The 15,327-nt window shown below is 69.6% G+C and carries 15 protein-coding genes; 10 read left to right on the plus strand and 5 right to left on the minus strand.

Annotation, left to right across the window (positions count from 1 at the left end; all coding sequences use genetic code 11):
* Nucleotide 1: 1 nt before the first annotated feature.
* The 4 genes from F6W70_RS05035 to F6W70_RS05050 are packed head-to-tail and all read right to left on the minus strand — an operon-like array spanning nucleotide 2 to nucleotide 5,041.
* Nucleotides 2-1,687 (minus strand): CocE/NonD family hydrolase, encoded by a 1,686-nt coding sequence (locus tag F6W70_RS05035; RefSeq protein ID WP_151486063.1) that lies wholly within the window; start codon nucleotides 1,685-1,687, stop codon nucleotides 2-4.
* On the minus strand, nucleotides 1,684-2,982 hold the full coding sequence (locus F6W70_RS05040) for an MFS transporter (RefSeq protein ID WP_151486064.1): 1,299 nt from the start codon (nucleotides 2,980-2,982) through the stop codon (nucleotides 1,684-1,686). Before F6W70_RS05040 ends, F6W70_RS05035 begins: the two co-directional genes overlap by 4 nt.
* Nucleotides 2,983-3,017: 35 nt before the next feature.
* Nucleotides 3,018-4,034 carry an alpha/beta hydrolase fold domain-containing protein gene (locus F6W70_RS05045; RefSeq protein WP_151486065.1) on the minus strand — a complete coding sequence of 339 codons (1,017 nt, stop codon included), beginning with the start codon at nucleotides 4,032-4,034 and terminating at the stop codon, nucleotides 3,018-3,020.
* Nucleotides 4,031-5,041 carry an alpha/beta hydrolase gene (locus tag F6W70_RS05050; protein ID WP_151486066.1) on the minus strand — a complete coding sequence of 337 codons (1,011 nt, stop codon included), beginning with the start codon at nucleotides 5,039-5,041 and terminating at the stop codon, nucleotides 4,031-4,033. Before F6W70_RS05050 ends, F6W70_RS05045 begins: the two co-directional genes overlap by 4 nt.
* A gap of 103 nt (nucleotides 5,042-5,144) precedes the next feature.
* Here F6W70_RS05050 and F6W70_RS05055 point away from each other — a divergent pair, with 103 nt between their 5' ends.
* Nucleotides 5,145-6,143 carry a LacI family DNA-binding transcriptional regulator gene (locus F6W70_RS05055; RefSeq protein WP_151486067.1) on the plus strand — a complete coding sequence of 333 codons (999 nt, stop codon included), beginning with the start codon at nucleotides 5,145-5,147 and terminating at the stop codon, nucleotides 6,141-6,143.
* Here the strand turns inward: F6W70_RS05055 and F6W70_RS05060 are convergent.
* Nucleotides 6,124-6,594: a PaaI family thioesterase gene (locus F6W70_RS05060; RefSeq protein WP_055875935.1), complete on the minus strand. Its 471-nt coding sequence runs from the start codon at nucleotides 6,592-6,594 to the stop codon at nucleotides 6,124-6,126. The genes F6W70_RS05055 and F6W70_RS05060 overlap by 20 nt on opposite strands.
* A 108-nt stretch (nucleotides 6,595-6,702) precedes the next feature.
* On the opposite strand from F6W70_RS05060, the gene F6W70_RS05065 reads away from it, so the two are divergent.
* From F6W70_RS05065 to F6W70_RS05105, 9 genes are all read left to right on the plus strand, one after another.
* Nucleotides 6,703-7,101 carry a GntR family transcriptional regulator gene (locus tag F6W70_RS05065; protein ID WP_151486068.1) on the plus strand — a complete coding sequence of 133 codons (399 nt, stop codon included), beginning with the start codon at nucleotides 6,703-6,705 and terminating at the stop codon, nucleotides 7,099-7,101.
* On the plus strand, nucleotides 7,098-8,168 hold the full coding sequence (locus tag F6W70_RS05070) for a DUF1648 domain-containing protein (protein ID WP_151486069.1): 1,071 nt from the start codon (nucleotides 7,098-7,100) through the stop codon (nucleotides 8,166-8,168). The genes F6W70_RS05065 and F6W70_RS05070 overlap by 4 nt, the downstream gene beginning before the upstream one ends.
* Entirely contained in the window at nucleotides 8,165-9,115 is a 951-nt protein-coding gene (locus tag F6W70_RS05075) for a CPBP family intramembrane glutamic endopeptidase (protein WP_151486070.1), read from the plus strand. Before F6W70_RS05070 ends, F6W70_RS05075 begins: the two co-directional genes overlap by 4 nt.
* Before the next feature lie 31 nt (nucleotides 9,116-9,146).
* Nucleotides 9,147-9,806: an O-methyltransferase gene (locus F6W70_RS05080; protein ID WP_141386712.1), complete on the plus strand. Its 660-nt coding sequence runs from the start codon at nucleotides 9,147-9,149 to the stop codon at nucleotides 9,804-9,806.
* Between the two features lie 132 nt (nucleotides 9,807-9,938).
* Complete coding sequence (gene eno / locus F6W70_RS05085; protein WP_055864618.1) at nucleotides 9,939-11,219, plus strand: phosphopyruvate hydratase; 1,281 nt, start codon at nucleotides 9,939-9,941, stop codon at nucleotides 11,217-11,219.
* 76 nt (nucleotides 11,220-11,295) lie between these two features.
* Entirely contained in the window at nucleotides 11,296-11,874 is a 579-nt protein-coding gene (locus tag F6W70_RS05090; protein WP_200942432.1) for an FtsB family cell division protein, read from the plus strand.
* A gap of 46 nt (nucleotides 11,875-11,920) precedes the next feature.
* The gene (locus F6W70_RS05095; RefSeq protein WP_151486071.1) at nucleotides 11,921-12,463 is read left to right on the plus strand and encodes a DUF501 domain-containing protein; all 543 of its coding nucleotides are present in this window, start codon (nucleotides 11,921-11,923) and stop codon (nucleotides 12,461-12,463) included.
* Nucleotides 12,460-13,767 carry a S8 family peptidase gene (locus F6W70_RS05100; RefSeq protein WP_055873442.1) on the plus strand — a complete coding sequence of 436 codons (1,308 nt, stop codon included), beginning with the start codon at nucleotides 12,460-12,462 and terminating at the stop codon, nucleotides 13,765-13,767. Before F6W70_RS05095 ends, F6W70_RS05100 begins: the two co-directional genes overlap by 4 nt.
* A 25-nt stretch (nucleotides 13,768-13,792) precedes the next feature.
* Nucleotides 13,793-15,283, plus strand: coding sequence for an NAD(P)/FAD-dependent oxidoreductase (locus F6W70_RS05105; RefSeq protein WP_036322989.1), 1,491 nt, complete (start codon nucleotides 13,793-13,795; stop codon nucleotides 15,281-15,283).
* The last annotated feature ends 44 nt before the right edge of the window (nucleotides 15,284-15,327 follow it).

Here is a 15,327-nt window from a genome sequence, read left to right on the forward strand (position 1 = left end):
GTCATCGTGGCACGCGACGGTGAACGGCGGGTGACGAGGCTCCCGCGTGAGCCGGGACCGTCACCTCGGCGGGCAGGGTGAGGGTGGCAGGATCGGTCCCTCCCACACGCACGGTCTGTTCGCTGGCGCGCAGGCGCGAGTGATCGGGCACCGGATCGTCCGTGCCGGGGTTGCGCAGATGCAGAGGGTGGGCACCGGACGACACCTGCACGCGCAGACGCGACCCGGCGGCGAAGCGGTGGGCGAGGGGCGCGAGTTCGAGCCGCACGGTGCCCGCCTCGATCCCCGCATCGTCGGGGGAGAGCCGTCGGTACCCGTCGGTGACCGCCCGCGAGACGCCCCGGGTGTCGACCTCGCAGAGACGCACGAACAGGTCGGCTCGGGGATTCGACGATGAGAACGGCAGGGCGATCTCGGGCACTCCGATGACCAGCAGGTCTTCCGGAAGCGGATCGCCGGTGAACACGAGCACATCGTCCCGGCGTTCGCGGACGCGCTGTCTGCGTCGTCCTGCAGAGAACGGATTGAGCGTGCGTCCGCCGCCGTCCGGGGTCGGATCCGCAGGGTCGTAGCGGTACGTCAGGTCGGCGGCGGGGTGCTCGGCACCGCTCCGGTCGAGTCGCCCGTCGGGGGTGAGCGTCACGGTCATCGCCGTGTGCGGCGGTGGCCAGCTCAGAAGCTCCCGCCGCCCACCGCCTCCGGTCACGTCGAGGCGCACGCCGTTCGTGGCCGCGTCCGCAGTGAAGGAGCGCAGCGCCTCGCGGACCCCGATGACGGTGATCTCCGGAGCGCCATGCACCCAGTCGCCGATGATGAGGCGCACCGGGCGGTCCGCGTCGCGGAGGGCGGCGTAGTCCGCCAGCTGACCGACCAGGAACAGGTCCTGCCATCCGGCGACGAGCGTGACGGGCGGGATGGTCTCCACATCCTGCGCGAAGTGCATCGGCTCCCACCACGGGTCGCCGTAGTCGCTGTGCTCGACCCAGTCGCGGAAGAACTGCGGGTCCGCGTCACGCGCCACGCGCACCGCCTCCGAGGGGGGAATCGCGAGCGCCCCACGACGGAAAGCGCGGCGGGCGCGCAGCAGCGCCCAGGCCTTCGACGGCAGCGACCGCTCCTGGATGTCCAGCGCGTAGGCCCATGTGAGAGGGGTGTCGATTGAGAATCCGCCGCCCGGGTAGAGGATCGCGTCGTCGAAGCGTCGCGCGGAGATCGCGATGCCCAGGGCGTCGGGACGCTCGTCGCCGTCGCAGTAGGCCCACTGCGTCACGCCGAAGTAGCTTCCGCCCCAGGAGTGCACACGGCCGGTCGCCCACGTCTGCGCGCGCAACCAGCGCATGGTCGCCTGCCCGTCGGCGACCTCGTCGTGCAGCGGGTCGAACGCGCCGCTCGAACCGAACGTGCCGCGGCAGCTCTGCACCACGACATGGTGCCCGCGTTCGGCGAGGAAGAGCGCCACCCCGGCGATGCCGTCACGCCCATAGGGAGTGCGGATCAGCACGGTGTGCCCGCCGGCCCCCTCCGCATGCCAATGGTCGGTGAGGAGAGTGACGCCGTCGTCCGCCGGGACGGGGATGTCGGCTGCCCGAACGACCTCGTGGTGCGTCCGTGGAGGCATGTCCGCGGCGCGGTTCAGGCGCCGGTACTCGCGACGGGCTGCGCCGCCGAGACGGGGAGCATCGGTCATCGCACGCCCTTCACTCGGGTGACCGCGAATGCGGAGATCACGGCCATCACGACCGCGCCGATGTAGAGGGCCGCGAAGTTCTCACCTGTCGGCGAGCCTATGCGGGTGGCGAAGAATCCGAAAACGGGTACGAGGATGCCCGGCAGCAGGTAGGCGAGCGCCACGATGCCGAGGTCCTTGCCCGCGTCCTCGACGGAGGGGAGGCACTCCGTCATCAGGGCGACGTCTGCCGCGATGTACGCTCCCTGCCCGGCACCGACGATCGCGATGCCGACGAGGAAGAACGCGATGTCGCCGAACGAGATCGCCAGCACCAGCCCGCCGGCGCTCGCGAGGGCGCCGATGATCACGCTCGGCTTGCGGCGCCCTGTCCGATCGGAGATCACGCCGAAGACGAATGCCATCACCAGGTTCATCAGGGTGAAGGCCGCGGTGGCCTGCGTCTGCACGGCGGCGATCTCGGTCGGGTCGTCGATCCCGAAGCGTCCGGAGATCGTCAGGTAGAGGTAGCTGGTGACCGACACGATCGATGCGGTCATGAAGAAGCGGCACACCCATGCCCAGGCGAAGTCGGGGTAGCGGCGCGGGCTCAGCCAGAAGGTATCGAGGACTCCGCTCCAGTCCATCGGCTCCGCGGGTTCCAGACGACGGATGTCCTTCAGGGTGAAGAACAGCGTGATCGCCAGGACGACGGCGAGCCCACCCGGGATCAGGAACATGCCGACCTGACCGATCGGGGCGACGGCACCCGCGAGGGAGACACCGCCCAGGATCCCGATCGCGGTGGCGGCACCGGTGACGGCCGACATGATGGCGCGGATGCTGCGGCGGATCTGGTCGGCGAAGAGGGTGTGCACGGTCATCGAGACCGCGCCCCACCCCACGAGCACCAGGATCGTGCCGACAGCGAGCACGAGGAGCGACGGGGCCGTGGCCTGCACCGCGTAGCCGGCCAGCGCGATCAGAGAGCCGGAGAGGATCCAGGGCCGACGGATGCCGAGCCTCGACATCGAGCGGTCGCTGAGGCGGCCGAAGATCGGCGTCGTGATGAGGATGGCGGCCCCGCCGAGAGTGAGGATGATGCTGAGGTCTCCCGTCGCCTGATCGGGATCCCACTCCTTGAGGAGCTGGGGGATCGCGACGCTGGCGACGCCCTGGGCGATGCCGGATCCGAGCCAGGCGAGCACGAAGGAGACCCAGAACCAGCGCGTCTGGCGCTGGCCCGGGATCGCGTCGGCGGTGAGCGGCGGAGCGGGGTCCGCGGGGAAGACTGGATCGACTGCGTGGGTGGACATCATCGTCTCCAGATCGGGGTCGGGGTGTGGAGTGGTCACCGGTGCGTACCGGTGGTCAGCGCCGGATCGGCGATCGGGAGGGGGCTCGTGCGGTAGGCGTCGGCGAGCTCGGCGACCACCACGTCGCGCCACATCCGAGCGCCCTCCCAGCGGCCGGTGAGACCGGGGGAGGCATGATCATGGCCGGGTCCGATGCGCAGCCTGACGGGGACCCCTGCCTTCCGCAGCGCATCGGCATAGGCGGTGGCCCCGTCCCTCAGGGGATCGAACTCGGCGGCGAGGATCAGTGCGGGGGCGAGCCGCCGGTGATCCGGCGCGTCCAGCGGAGAGGACTCTGCGAGGGGAGCTCCGGCGCGATAGACCTCGGCGAGGTGTTCGACGCTTTGTCTGTCGGCGGGGCGCAGGTGGCGGTGCATCGAGTCCCCGACGATCCGCAGCGCCGCGGGGAGCACTTCGAGCGTCTGGTGTTGCAGGGGTGTTCCGGCGTCGCGCATGCGCAGGGCCGTCGTGGCCGCGATCGTCGCGCCGGCGGAGTTGCCGCCGACGCCGAGTCGGTGCGCGTCGACCGCGAGCTCGTCGGCGCGCTCCCGGATGTCAGCGAGTGCGGCGACGGCGTCGTCGACCGGAGCCGGGAAGGGATGCTCGGGCGCCAGCCGGTACTCCAGTGCGATGATCTGCACCGCGGAGCGCAGGGAGCGATCAGCGCACAGGCGCTCGTTGAGAAGCTCGTCGATCGTGCCACCGCTCCAGCCGCCGCCGTGCAGCCACAACATCGTCGGCAGTGCACCGGTCGACGATCCTGGTCGGAATCGACGCGCACGCAGCGGACCCGTCCCACCGGCGACCACGAGGTCGTCGACCAGCACGCCTGCGGGAACCGCTTCGGTGAACTCCACCGCCAGGAGGTCGCTCAACTCCCGCTGCGCCCGGCGTCGCGCTCCCGGCTCGGGGGACTCGAGGTCGGGAAGGGCCGCGGAGAGCTCGCGGATGCGCTGGATCCACTCCAGGATCTCGGCACTCAACGGCGGCCGGCGGTACTCGTGGTCGCTCATGCCGCCCCTCTCGCGTGCAGCGTGCGCAGCTCGGAGACGACGAGACGGTGCGCGACGTCTGCGGCGGGCACGTATCCGGTCGAGCCGAGCGAGCCGTGCGTCTGCCCGATGAAGCGCATCGCGGTCACGGGCACACCTGCCGCGGAGAGCGCTCGGGCGTAGGCCTCTCCGTCGCCGCGCAGGGGGTCGAGCTCGGAGGTGAGGATGAGTGCTGGGGGGAGCCGCTCGTGCGACGTGGCCCGCAGCGGTGAGGCGTAGGGGAGGCGGGCGACTGCGGAGTCTTCTCCGAGGTACTGCCGAACCAGGGTGCGGCCGGCCGCGCGCACGATCACTCCCGGCATGCGCGCATCGATGCCGCGCATGTCGGCGTGCCCCATGGTCAGATCCAGCGCAGGGTTCTCCAGCAGCTGCAGGAGTATCGGGTGCGCTGAGCGATCGCGGTTCATGAGTGTCACGGCCGCGGCGAGGTCGCCTCCCGACGATGCTCCGCCCACGGCCATCCGCTCCGGCGACGCCCCCAGTTCCTCTGCGTGGGCGCGGGTCCATTCGAAGGCCGACCAGCACTGCTCCGGTTGCGCGGGGAATCGCTGCTCTGGCGCGTGCGCGTAGTCGGCCGCGACGATGACGATCCCCGCATCCCGCGCTCTCACACGGAAGCGGGCGTCCCAGGAGACCCAGTCGATCCCGGCGATCGTGAATCCTCCGCCGTAGAAGTAGACCAGCACAGGAAGACCCGATCCCGCCGGCGCGCGCTCCTCGCCGGGCCAATACACGCGGATGCGCACGTCGGGATGTCCGTCGACCGGAACCGTGTGCTCTTCCGAGGCCGTAGGGAGCGGCGTGATCCCGAGCGCGGCGCTCACGGTGTCGTCGTTGCGCGCAGCGACTCGGCGTCGTCCTGCGGGGTCTGCGGGTTCGTCTTCGAGCAGCGGGGCGACCCGTTCCTCCCACGCAGCGACCGCGCTGTCGAGCGTCGGACGCTGGAATCGGGACCGGGGTGTCGGCATCGGTCATCTCCTTCGACGAGTTCCGCACCGACGGGTTCCGATCGTGCGGGTTCCGACCTAGTCTGGGCAATCGAAGAACTTCGATGAAGAAGGAAGTCCGACCATGCGTGCACGACCGGGACGGGTCACCATCTACGACGTCGCGGAGCGCGCCGGAGTGAGCATCTCCACCGTGTCGCTGGCGGTGAGCGCCCCGCATCGGGTGCGACCCGAGACCCGCGAGCGCATCGTCGCCGCGGCCACCGCGCTCGGCTATCGGATGGCACAGGGACGACGTGTCGGAGCCGCGCGCATCGCGGTCGCCGCCCCGTTCACCACCTACCCCTCGTACCTGCGCCGCCTCTCCGGCATGCTCCGTCGGGCGAGGGACGCGGCAGTGGACATCATCCCGTACGACCTCGATTCCGCCGCGGCTGCCGACGAGCCGCTGCTCGACGTCCTGCCCACGCGCACGGATGCCACCGGGCTCGTGGTGATGGGGGTTCCACTGGGCGGGGCCGCACGCCGGGCGAGCAGGGCGGCGCGCATCCCGGTCGTCTACGTCGACGTGGTGCCGACGCGGTCGGACGTGGACGGTCCGGTCGTCCTCGTCGACGATCGCGACGGTGGTGCGCAGATCGGGCGTCACCTCGCCGAGCTCGGGCATCGCCGCGTCCTCTTCGTGCACGAGCCGCAGCGCTCGCCGGCCTACGTGTCGGCGGGGATGCTCCGTATCGAGGGGTTGACCCAGCATCTGGCGATGACCGATCTCGCCGTCGCCGACCCCTCCTCGGTCGATGGCCGGGTGATCGCCGCGGCCCGAGCCGCGGGTGCGACGGCGATCGTCGCGAACCACGACCAGTTCGCTGTGGAGGTGCTCGCGGTGCTGCGTGCGGATCCCGGCACCGCCCCGCTCGCGGTCGTCGGCTACGACGACGGCGAGGTCGCCGCGGCGCTCGACCTCACGACCGTGCGGCAGCCGTTCGAGGAGAGCGGGCGCACGGCTCTCGAACTCGTCCTCGGACTGGTGTCGGGCGCATCGACCGCTCACCGCACCCTCCGGCTCGCCCCCACCCTGATCGCGAGGTCGTCGACGCTCGCGGTCAGCCCTGGGAAGCCGTGACGCGCTTCTTCTCGCGGATGTAGACCTCGCGGCGTACCTTCGCGACGACGTCGCCCTCCCTGTCGGTGATGACCGTCTCGAACCACTCGAGCACCTTGGCTCCGCCGCGTGCGCGCTCACGGATCTCCTCGGCCTTCTCCTTCGACACCTCGAACTCGGCAGTGAGCACGCCACGGCCGGGCTTGAGGAACTCGATCTCGCCGCGGGTGTCCCACACGACGTGATCGCGTCCGAGCTGGTGCATCACCAGCATGAAGAAGTACGGGTCGGTCATCGCCGACATCGAACCGCCGAACGCGGTCTTGACGTAGTTGCGGGTGAAGACGTTCACGTGGAGCTCGACCGTGGCGTGGGTCCAATCCTCACTGAAGCGGCGGATGCGGATGCCGCTGAAGAGGTTGGGGATCCACAGGCTCATGCCGATCGCGAGACGGCGGGGAGTGATGCGCATCACGCCAGTGTGGAGGAACGAGCAGAGAGCGACAAAGACGTCTGGAGGGTTGTCACAGTTGTTATAGTTCGCATAGAATAAGTAGCGATTTTACGAGAGGAGAATCGGATGCTCATCCGTGTCGATCCCGACAGCCCCCGCGCGCTGTACGACCAGGTCGCGGCCTCCATCCGCTCCGACATCCTCACCGGGGTCCTCGCTCCGGGCGATCGCCTTCCCGCGGCACGCGATGTCGCCGAAGCGCTCGACATCAACCAGCACACCGTGCTGCACGCCTACCAGCGACTGCGCGACGAGGGCCTGGTCGATCTGCGTCGCGGCAGGGGAGCGGTCATCGCTGCCTCGGCCGCGCCGCTCGCAGAACTCGCCAACGACATCGACGATCTGGTGCGCCGTGCCGCGGCACTCGGCGTCTCCGCTGACACGCTCGCCGGCATCGTTCATGCGCACCGTGACGCCCGCACCGGCATGGACCCGATCGAGAACCACGAGGAGGATTCGCCATGACCCATCGTGACGCCACCCACGACCTCAGCCGCACCCCGCCGCAACTGCTGCGACGCGCACGAGTGGCCTTCTTCCTCGTCGCGGTGATCGTGCCGACCGTGATCACCGCCGTCGCCGTCGTGATCCTCCTCACCTGGTTGCCCACGCTGCCGGCTCAGGTCGCGACCCATTGGGGCCCTAGCGGTGCCGACGGATTCGGGGCGCCGTCCACGTACCTGTGGCTCCTCATCGCGCTCGGGCTCGGGCTGCCGGTGCTGATGGCGGTCGCGACGCTCGCTTCCGCCGGGGCGCACTGGGGCGGCACTGCCCGCCTGATGGGCGCGCTCGCCGCGGGCATGGCCGCGCTGGCGGCGATCCTGAGTCTCGGATCCCTCGCGATCCAGCGCGACCTCACCGATGTCTCCGACGTGCCGGGCATCGGCGAGACCTTCGCACTGGCCTTCGCCGGACTCGTGGCTGTCGGCGGCATCGCCTGGGCCGTGCAGCCCCGCGTCCGCCCCGAACGGGGGCGCACGCTGGAGCCACGGTATGCCGTGAACGTGGCGGAGGGAGAACGCGTCGTGTGGGTCGCCACGACGACCATGCCACGCGGCGCGCTCGCGTTCCTGTTCTTCGTGCTCCTCGGCCTGGTCGCGCTCGGTGCGTTCATGCTCGGCACCGGTGTCGAGGGTGGCTGGATCGTCGCCGTGGTGGTGCTCGTCGTGGGCCTCGCGCTGGCGGCGACAGCCTCCTTCCGCGTCAAGGTCACGCCGCAGGGCTTCTCGGCGCGGGCCCTGCTGAGGTGGCCGCGTATCCGCATCCCGCTCGACGAGATCGAGTCTGTGCGCGCAGTCGAGATCTCGCCGTTCGCCGAGTTCGGCGGCTGGGGGTGGCGCATCAGCGTCGACGGACGGTCCGGCATCGTCATGCGGCGCGGTTCGGCGATCGAGGTCTCCCGCCGTGACAGACGGCCGTTCATCGTGACGATCGACGGCGCGGAAGAAGCCGCGGCGCTGCTGCAGGCCTATGTCGACCGCTCACGAACACCCGGCACCTCCTCGACCGACTCCGGAAAGGCGACCTCATGAACCATCAGGCCCTGCACACGCGCCGCGTGCCGTGGACCGCGGTGATCGTCTTCGTGGCGGTCTCCTTCGCCCTCGCCTGGCTGGTGGCGCTGCCGTTGTGGCTGGGCGACGGTCTCGCTGAGCCGATCTCGGTCCTCCTGCTGCCGGTGATGATGTTCACACCCGCGGTGGCAGCCCTCGTCGTGACGTTCGTGATGCGCGTCCCCGCGCGCGGCCAGCGTGCACGGTTCCTCGGACTGTGGCCGATGCGGCCGGCGAAGCGGGTGATCTGGCTCATGGTCGCCGGCTGGCTCGTTCCGCCGCTGCTGGTGGGTCTGGGTATCCTGCTTTCCGCCGCGCTCGGCTTCGTGCAGCTCGATCTGACGTTCGCGGCGTTCGCCGCCGAACTCGAGAAGGCCGTCCCGGCCGGCACGCCGCTGCCTCCTGTCCAGGTCATCGTGTTCGCACAGCTCGCGATGATTCCCGTCGGCGGGCTGTTCAACAGCCTCTTCGCGTTCGGCGAGGAGCTCGGCTGGCGCGGATGGCTGCTTCCGGCGCTGCGTCCGCTCGGCACCTGGCCGGCCCTGATCCTCAGCGCGGTGATCTGGGGTGCGTGGCACAGCCCGGTCATCCTTCTCGGCTACAACTTCGGGCGCACCGACCTCACCGGCGTGCTGCTCATGATCGGCGGATGCGTGGCCTGGGGCATTCTGCTCGGTTGGCTGCGCCTGCGTTCGGCATCCGTGTGGCCGGCGGTCATCGCGCACGGCTCGCTGAACGCCGCGGCGGGGCTCGTCCTCATCGTCGCCGCGACGCAGCCCGACATGGCCCTGGCCGGACCGCTCGGCGTGGCGACGTGGATCGTCCTCGCCCTCCTCACTGTCGTGCTGGTGCTGACCGGGCAGTTCCGCGCCCAGCCCGAGCTCGCCGATGCACCGGGGCGCCTGCTCTCCGCACCGCGGTCTTGACGGACGGCAGCGGCGGGGGTTGGCTGAGGCCATGGAATCCACCCCCACCGCCTGGTCCGAAGCCGACGCCTTCCTCTCCGATCTGCTGGTCGGACCCGATGCGGATCTGGAGTCGGCGCTCAGCGCGCAGCGCGAGGCGGGCCTGCCCGAGATCGAGGTGGCTCCTGTCGCCGGCAAGCTGCTGAACCTCCTGGTCCGCATCAGCGGAGCGCGGCGGGTGCTGGAGGTCGGCACGCTCGGCGGCTATTCCACGATCTGGCTCGCGCGGGCCGTCGGCCCCGGAGGGCGCGTCGTGACGATCGAGGCGGAGTCGGACAACGCGGCGATCGCCCGCGCCAGCATCGATGCCGCGGGCGTCGGTGATCGTGTCGACATCCGCGTGGGTAGGGGAGTGGATGTGCTCCCCACCCTGGTCGGCGGGTTCGACCTGGTGTTCATCGACGCCGACAAGGAGTCGAACACGATCTACCTCGATTGGGCGGCGAAGCTCGGCCACCCCGGCACCGTGGTCGTGCTCGACAACATCGGGCGTGAGGGCGAGATCGTCCGCGATGACAGCACCGACCCCAAGGTCGTCGGCACCCGTGAGGGACTGCGGATGCTGGGGGAGGACCCGCGATTCGACGCCACGGCCCTGCAGACCGTCGGCGCGAAGGGCTGGGACGGCTTCGCCATCGCCGTGGTCGTCTGATATCGACGGCGTCGGGAGCGTGCGCGCGAACCTGTCGGTCGGGTCCCTGACCCTGTCGGAGGGCCGGGCTAGACTGAGCGCGGATCGACGACGCTCCACACAACGTTTTCCCCCTGAGCAAGGAGCACATCAGTGGCACTGATCGAGGCTGTAGGCGCACGCGAGATTCTCGACTCGCGCGGAAACCCGACCGTTGAGGTGGAGGTCCTCCTCGACGACGGCATCGTGCAGCGGGCGGCCGTGCCGTCCGGCGCATCCACGGGCGCGTTCGAGGCGTACGAGCTCCGCGACGGAGACAAGAGCCGTTACGGCGGCAAGGGCGTGCTCAAGGCCGTCGAGGCCATCATCGACGAGCTCGGACCGGCGATCGAAGGTGTCGAGGCGAGCGAGCAGCGCATCGTCGACGAGATCCTGATCGAGGTCGACGGCACCGAGAACAAGAAGCGCGTCGGAGCCAACGCCATCCTCGGCGTCAGCCTCGCCGTCGCGAAGGCAGCGGCCGACTCGGCCGACCTCCCGCTCTTCCGCTACCTGGGCGGCCCGAACGCGCACGTGCTGCCCGTTCCGCTGTTCAACGTCATCAACGGTGGCGAGCACGCCGACAACGGCATCGACATGCAGGAGTTCTTCCTCGCCCCGATCGGTGCGGAGACCTACTCCGAGGCGCTCCGCTGGGGCGTCGAGACCTACCACGTGCTGCGTGCAGAGCTGAAGGCCGCCGGCTACGCGACCGGCCTCGGCGACGAGGGCGGCTTCGCTCCCGACCTGCCCAGCAACCGCGAGGGACTGGACTTCCTGGTGAAGGCGATCGAGAAGGCCGGCTTCACGCCTGGCACCGACATCGCGCTCGGCCTCGACGTCGCCGCGACCGAGTTCTTCAAGGACGGCGTCTACCGTCTCGACAACAAGGACTGGGACGCCGCGGCGCTCACCGAGTACTACGTCGGACTCGTCAACGACTTCCCGATCGTCACGATCGAAGATGCTCTCGCCGAAGACGACTGGGACAACTGGAAGCACCTGACCGACGCGCTCGGCAGCAAGGTGCAGCTGGTCGGCGACGACCTGTTCGTCACCAACCCGCAGCGTCTCGCCGACGGCATCAAGCGCGGCGTCGCGAACTCGCTGCTCGTCAAGGTCAACCAGATCGGCACGCTCACCGAGACGTTCGACGCGGTCAGCCTCGCTCAGCGCTCCGGTTACACGGCGATGCTCTCGCACCGTTCGGGTGAGACCGAAGACACCACGATCGCCGACCTGGTCGTCGCGACCAACGCCGGACAGATCAAGGCAGGTGCTCCTGCTCGCAGCGAGCGCGTCGCGAAGTACAACCAGCTGCTGCGCATCGAGGAAGAGCTCGGCGACGCCGCGGTCTTCGCCGGCCGTTCCGCGTTCCCGCGCTACCAGGCCTGAGCGCACCGATACACCGAAGAAGCCGCCGTCTCGGCGGTGAACACCGCCGCTGAAGCGGCACGACGAAGGAGGAGCCGTGGCACGACGACCGGCTCCTCCTTCGGCGTCTCCGGGACCGCAGACGCCGCGACCCGCCGGCACGATGAAGTCGAAGAAGACGGCCACGCCCGCCGCATCGTCGTCCGCACCGCGCTCATCGAGCAGGAGCCGGGGTGAGGCGCCTCGCGTCGACGTCCGCGAGTGGGCGTCCGGCATCCGCCTCTCGGCCTTCTCTGTCATCATGCTCTCGCTGGTGGTGCTGGGTGCCTGGGTGCTCGTGCCCACGCTTGGGACCTTCATCGATCAACGTCAGAAGATCGCGGCCCTCGAAGCGTCGGTGAAGGTGAGCGAAGACCAGATCGCCTCCCTCGTCGCCGAACGTGAGCGCTGGAACGACCCCGTGTACATCACGACGCAGGCCCGCGAGCGCCTCTACTACGTCAAGCCCGGAGAGGTCGTGTATCTGATCGACAACGACCTCGATCCCGCGGCCCTTCCGCGGGAGCAGGAGCCCGTGAGCGACACGATCGTCGAGAAGCCGACGGACTGGATGCCGCAGTTGCTGCGCACCATCGTCTCGACCGGCCTCAGCGATACGGCCGCCGTCGCTCCCTGACCGTCCCGTCGAGCAACTTCCCCGGCGGCTCCCCTACGCTGGTGAGGTGACCACGCCGCCGTTCCCTGCCCCCACGCCCGCCGAGCTCGCCGTCGTATCGGCCCAGCTCGGTCGTTCCGCCCGAGGTGTGGTGGGCATCGCGGCCCGTTGCGCGTGCGGCAACCCGACGGTGGTCGCCACCACACCGCGTCTGCCGGACGGTACGCCGTTCCCGACGTTCTACTACCTGACCCACCCCGCGGCGACGGCGGCGATGTCGACGCTCGAGGCGACCCAGGTGATGCCGGAGCTCGCGGCGCTTCTCGTCGACGACGAGGCAGTGGCGTCGGCGTATCTCGCAGCCCACGAGGCCTACCTCGCTGACCGGAGGCAGTTCGGCGAGGTCTCCGAGATCGACGGCATCTCCGCCGGGGGAATGCCCACGCGCGTCAAATGCCTGCATGCTCTGGCCGGGCATGCCCTGGCCGCAGGCCCGGGAGTCAACCCGATCGGCGACGCCGCACTCGCTCGATCCTCCTGGTCGCCTTCGGTCTGCCGCTGTGAAGACCCCGGCGCCGCCCTGCGCGATGAGGCGGCTTCCTCGGTATGACCGCACGCCGGACGCTGCGCAGCGCTGCCGCCATCGTGGTGGTGGCGGCGACGGTGCTGCTCCTCGGCGTCGCACCGACTCCGGCCCCGATCCCCGACGACCCTGCCGACCCGGTGCGGGCTTCGGAGTACTGGCTCGACGGGGCGCGGATCCGTGAGGCCTGGCAGACCACTCGTGGCAAGGGCGTCACCATCGCGGTGATCGACACCGGCATCGGCAAGGTGCCCTCGGTCTTCGGCGACGCTGTGGTGGGTGGCACCGATGTCTCGGGGTCAGGCACTCCGGACGGGCGCACGCCCCTGGGCGCCGTCGATGGCAATCACGGTTCCTGGGTGGCTTCGCTGGCTGCCGGTCGCGGTGCGCCCGACGGCACCGGCATGATCGGCGTGGCGCCGGAAGCCAACCTGCTCTCGATCTCGGTGGGGTTCAGCGCGGCCGCCGCCGTTCCGTTCACCGAGCAGGTGGCGAAGGGCATGCGCTGGGCCGTCGACAACGGTGCCGACATCATCAACCTCTCGTTCACGACGAACACGCTCGATTGGGACAAGAGCTGGGACGACGCGTTCCTGTATGCCTTCGAGCATGACGTGGTGGTCGTGGTCGCCGCCGGCAATAGGGGGAGTGGGACGAACATCATCGGCGCCCCGGCGACCATTCCCGGTGTGCTCACGGTCGGTGGCGTCGACCAGACCGGCATGGCGAGCATCGAGGCGTCGACCCAGGGCATCACGATCGGGATCTCCGCGCCCAGCGAGGGGCTCATCGGCGTCTCCGCAGATGGCACGGTCGTGCCGTGGCGCGGAACCAGTGGTGCGGCGCCCATCGTCGCGGGAGTCGCAGCGCTGATCCGCTCGGCGCACCCCGACATCAAGGCGATCGATGTCATCAACCGCATCATCAAGACCGCGATCCCCGTCCCTGATGCAGTCAAACCCCAGGATCCCCTCTACGGATACGGACTGGTGGATGCCGCAGCGGCGATCTCCGCGAACCTCCCTGCGGTGAGCGAGAACCCCATGGGAGACCTCGCCGAGTGGATCCGCGTGTTCCGTCGCGCGGAGACGGAGCCGCAGCCGGTTCCGACGGTGACACCCGTCGCCGTCCCGCCTCTCCCCGCGCCCGATGCGCCCACCGAAGCCGGTTCACCGTTGCTTCCCAGCGCGGATTCATTGCGCTACGGTACCCTGCCGCTCATTGCGCTCACGGTCCCTGGTATCCTGGTAGCGCTTGGCGTCACCGCAGCTGCCCGGCGCATCCGATCGGCGCGCATTTCCGTACGCCACACCCCCGACTCCGAGGAGTAGTTCTTCTGTGCCTCAGAACAGCACTGTGCCCAAGATCCTGATCGTCGGCGGAGGGTACGCGGGTTTCTACACCGCGTGGAAGCTCGAGAAGCACCTGCGCAAGGGTGAGGCCGACGTCACCATGGTCGACCCGCTGCCGTACATGACGTACCAGCCGTTCCTCCCCGAGGTCGCCGCCGGCTCGATCGAAGCCAGGCACTCGGTGGTCGCGCACCGCCGTCACCTCAAGCGCACCAACGTCCTCACCGCCAAGGTGACGAACATCAACCACGCACAGAAGGTCGCGACGATCACGCCGCCCGTCGGCGAGCCGTACGAGTTCGCGTACGACCAGATCGTCGTCACGGCCGGTGCCGTCTCGCGCACCTTCCCGATCCCCGGGATCGCCGACAACGCGATCGGGCTGAAGACGATCGAAGAGGCCGTCGCGATCCGCGACAAGGTCATGTCGAACTTCGACAAGGCCGCCTCGCTTCCCGCCGGTCCCGAGCGCGACCGTCTGCTGACCGTCGTCGTCGTCGGTGGTGGCTTCGCGGGTATCGAGGTGTTCGCCGAGCTGCGTTCCCTGGCGTCCGCGCTGGTGGGCAAGTACCCGCAGATCAGCTTCGAAGACACCCACTTCCACCTCATCGAGGCGATGGGCCGCATCATGCCCGAGGTCTCGCTGCAGACCAGCGAGTGGGTGCTCAAGGACCTCGCCAAGCGCGGCGCCAACGTGCACCTCGACACGCAGCTGACGAGCGCGGTCGACGGCAACGTCGAGCTCTCCACCGGCGAGGTCATCCCGACCGACGTCATCGTGTGGACCGCAGGTGTCATGGCCAACCCGACCGTCGTGCGCGGCGGCGACCTGCCCGTCGAGGAGCGCGGTCGCATCCAGACCCGCGCCGACCTGCGCGTCGGAACCCCCGAGGCCTTCGTCGAGGGCGCGTGGGCAGCCGGAGACGTGTCCGCTGTCCCCGACCTCTCGGGCGGTGGCGTCGGCGGCTTCTGCGTGCCGAACGCCCAGCACGCGGTTCGCCAGGCGAAGCTGCTCGCGAAGAACCTCGTCGCCGTGCTGCGTGGGGAGAACCCCAAGGAGTACCTCCACAAGAACCTGGGCGCTGTCGCAGGGCTCGGCTTGTACAACGGTGTCTTCCAGTCCGGCAAGATCGCTCTCAAGGGCTTCGTGGCCTGGGTCGCGCACCGCGGCTACCACGGTCTCGCGATGCCGACGTGGGAGCGCAAGTTCCGCGTCATCTGGGGCTGGTGGAACAACCTGTGGCTCGGCCGCGACCTGGTGAACCTCGAGACCGTGCAGAACCCGCGTTACGTCTTCGAGGAGTTCGCCGCGCGCCCGCGTCCGGCCGCTCCCGCCGCTCCCGTGGCGGACGCTGCTCCGGCGGCATCGGCCGAGGCATCGGAGAAGCCCGCTGCGAAGAAGCCGGCTGCGAAGAAGCCCGCGGTGAAGAAGCCTGCCGCGAAGAAGCCTGTCGCCGAGAAGGCTCCCGAGCCGGCCGAGGCTGCAGCCAAGTAACTGACTCTCGAGTACGACGATCGGCCCTGTGCGCTCTGCGCCGG

The sequence above is a fragment of the Microbacterium maritypicum genome, from assembly GCF_008868125.1.
Classification (GTDB): Bacteria; Actinomycetota; Actinomycetes; order Actinomycetales; family Microbacteriaceae; genus Microbacterium; species Microbacterium maritypicum.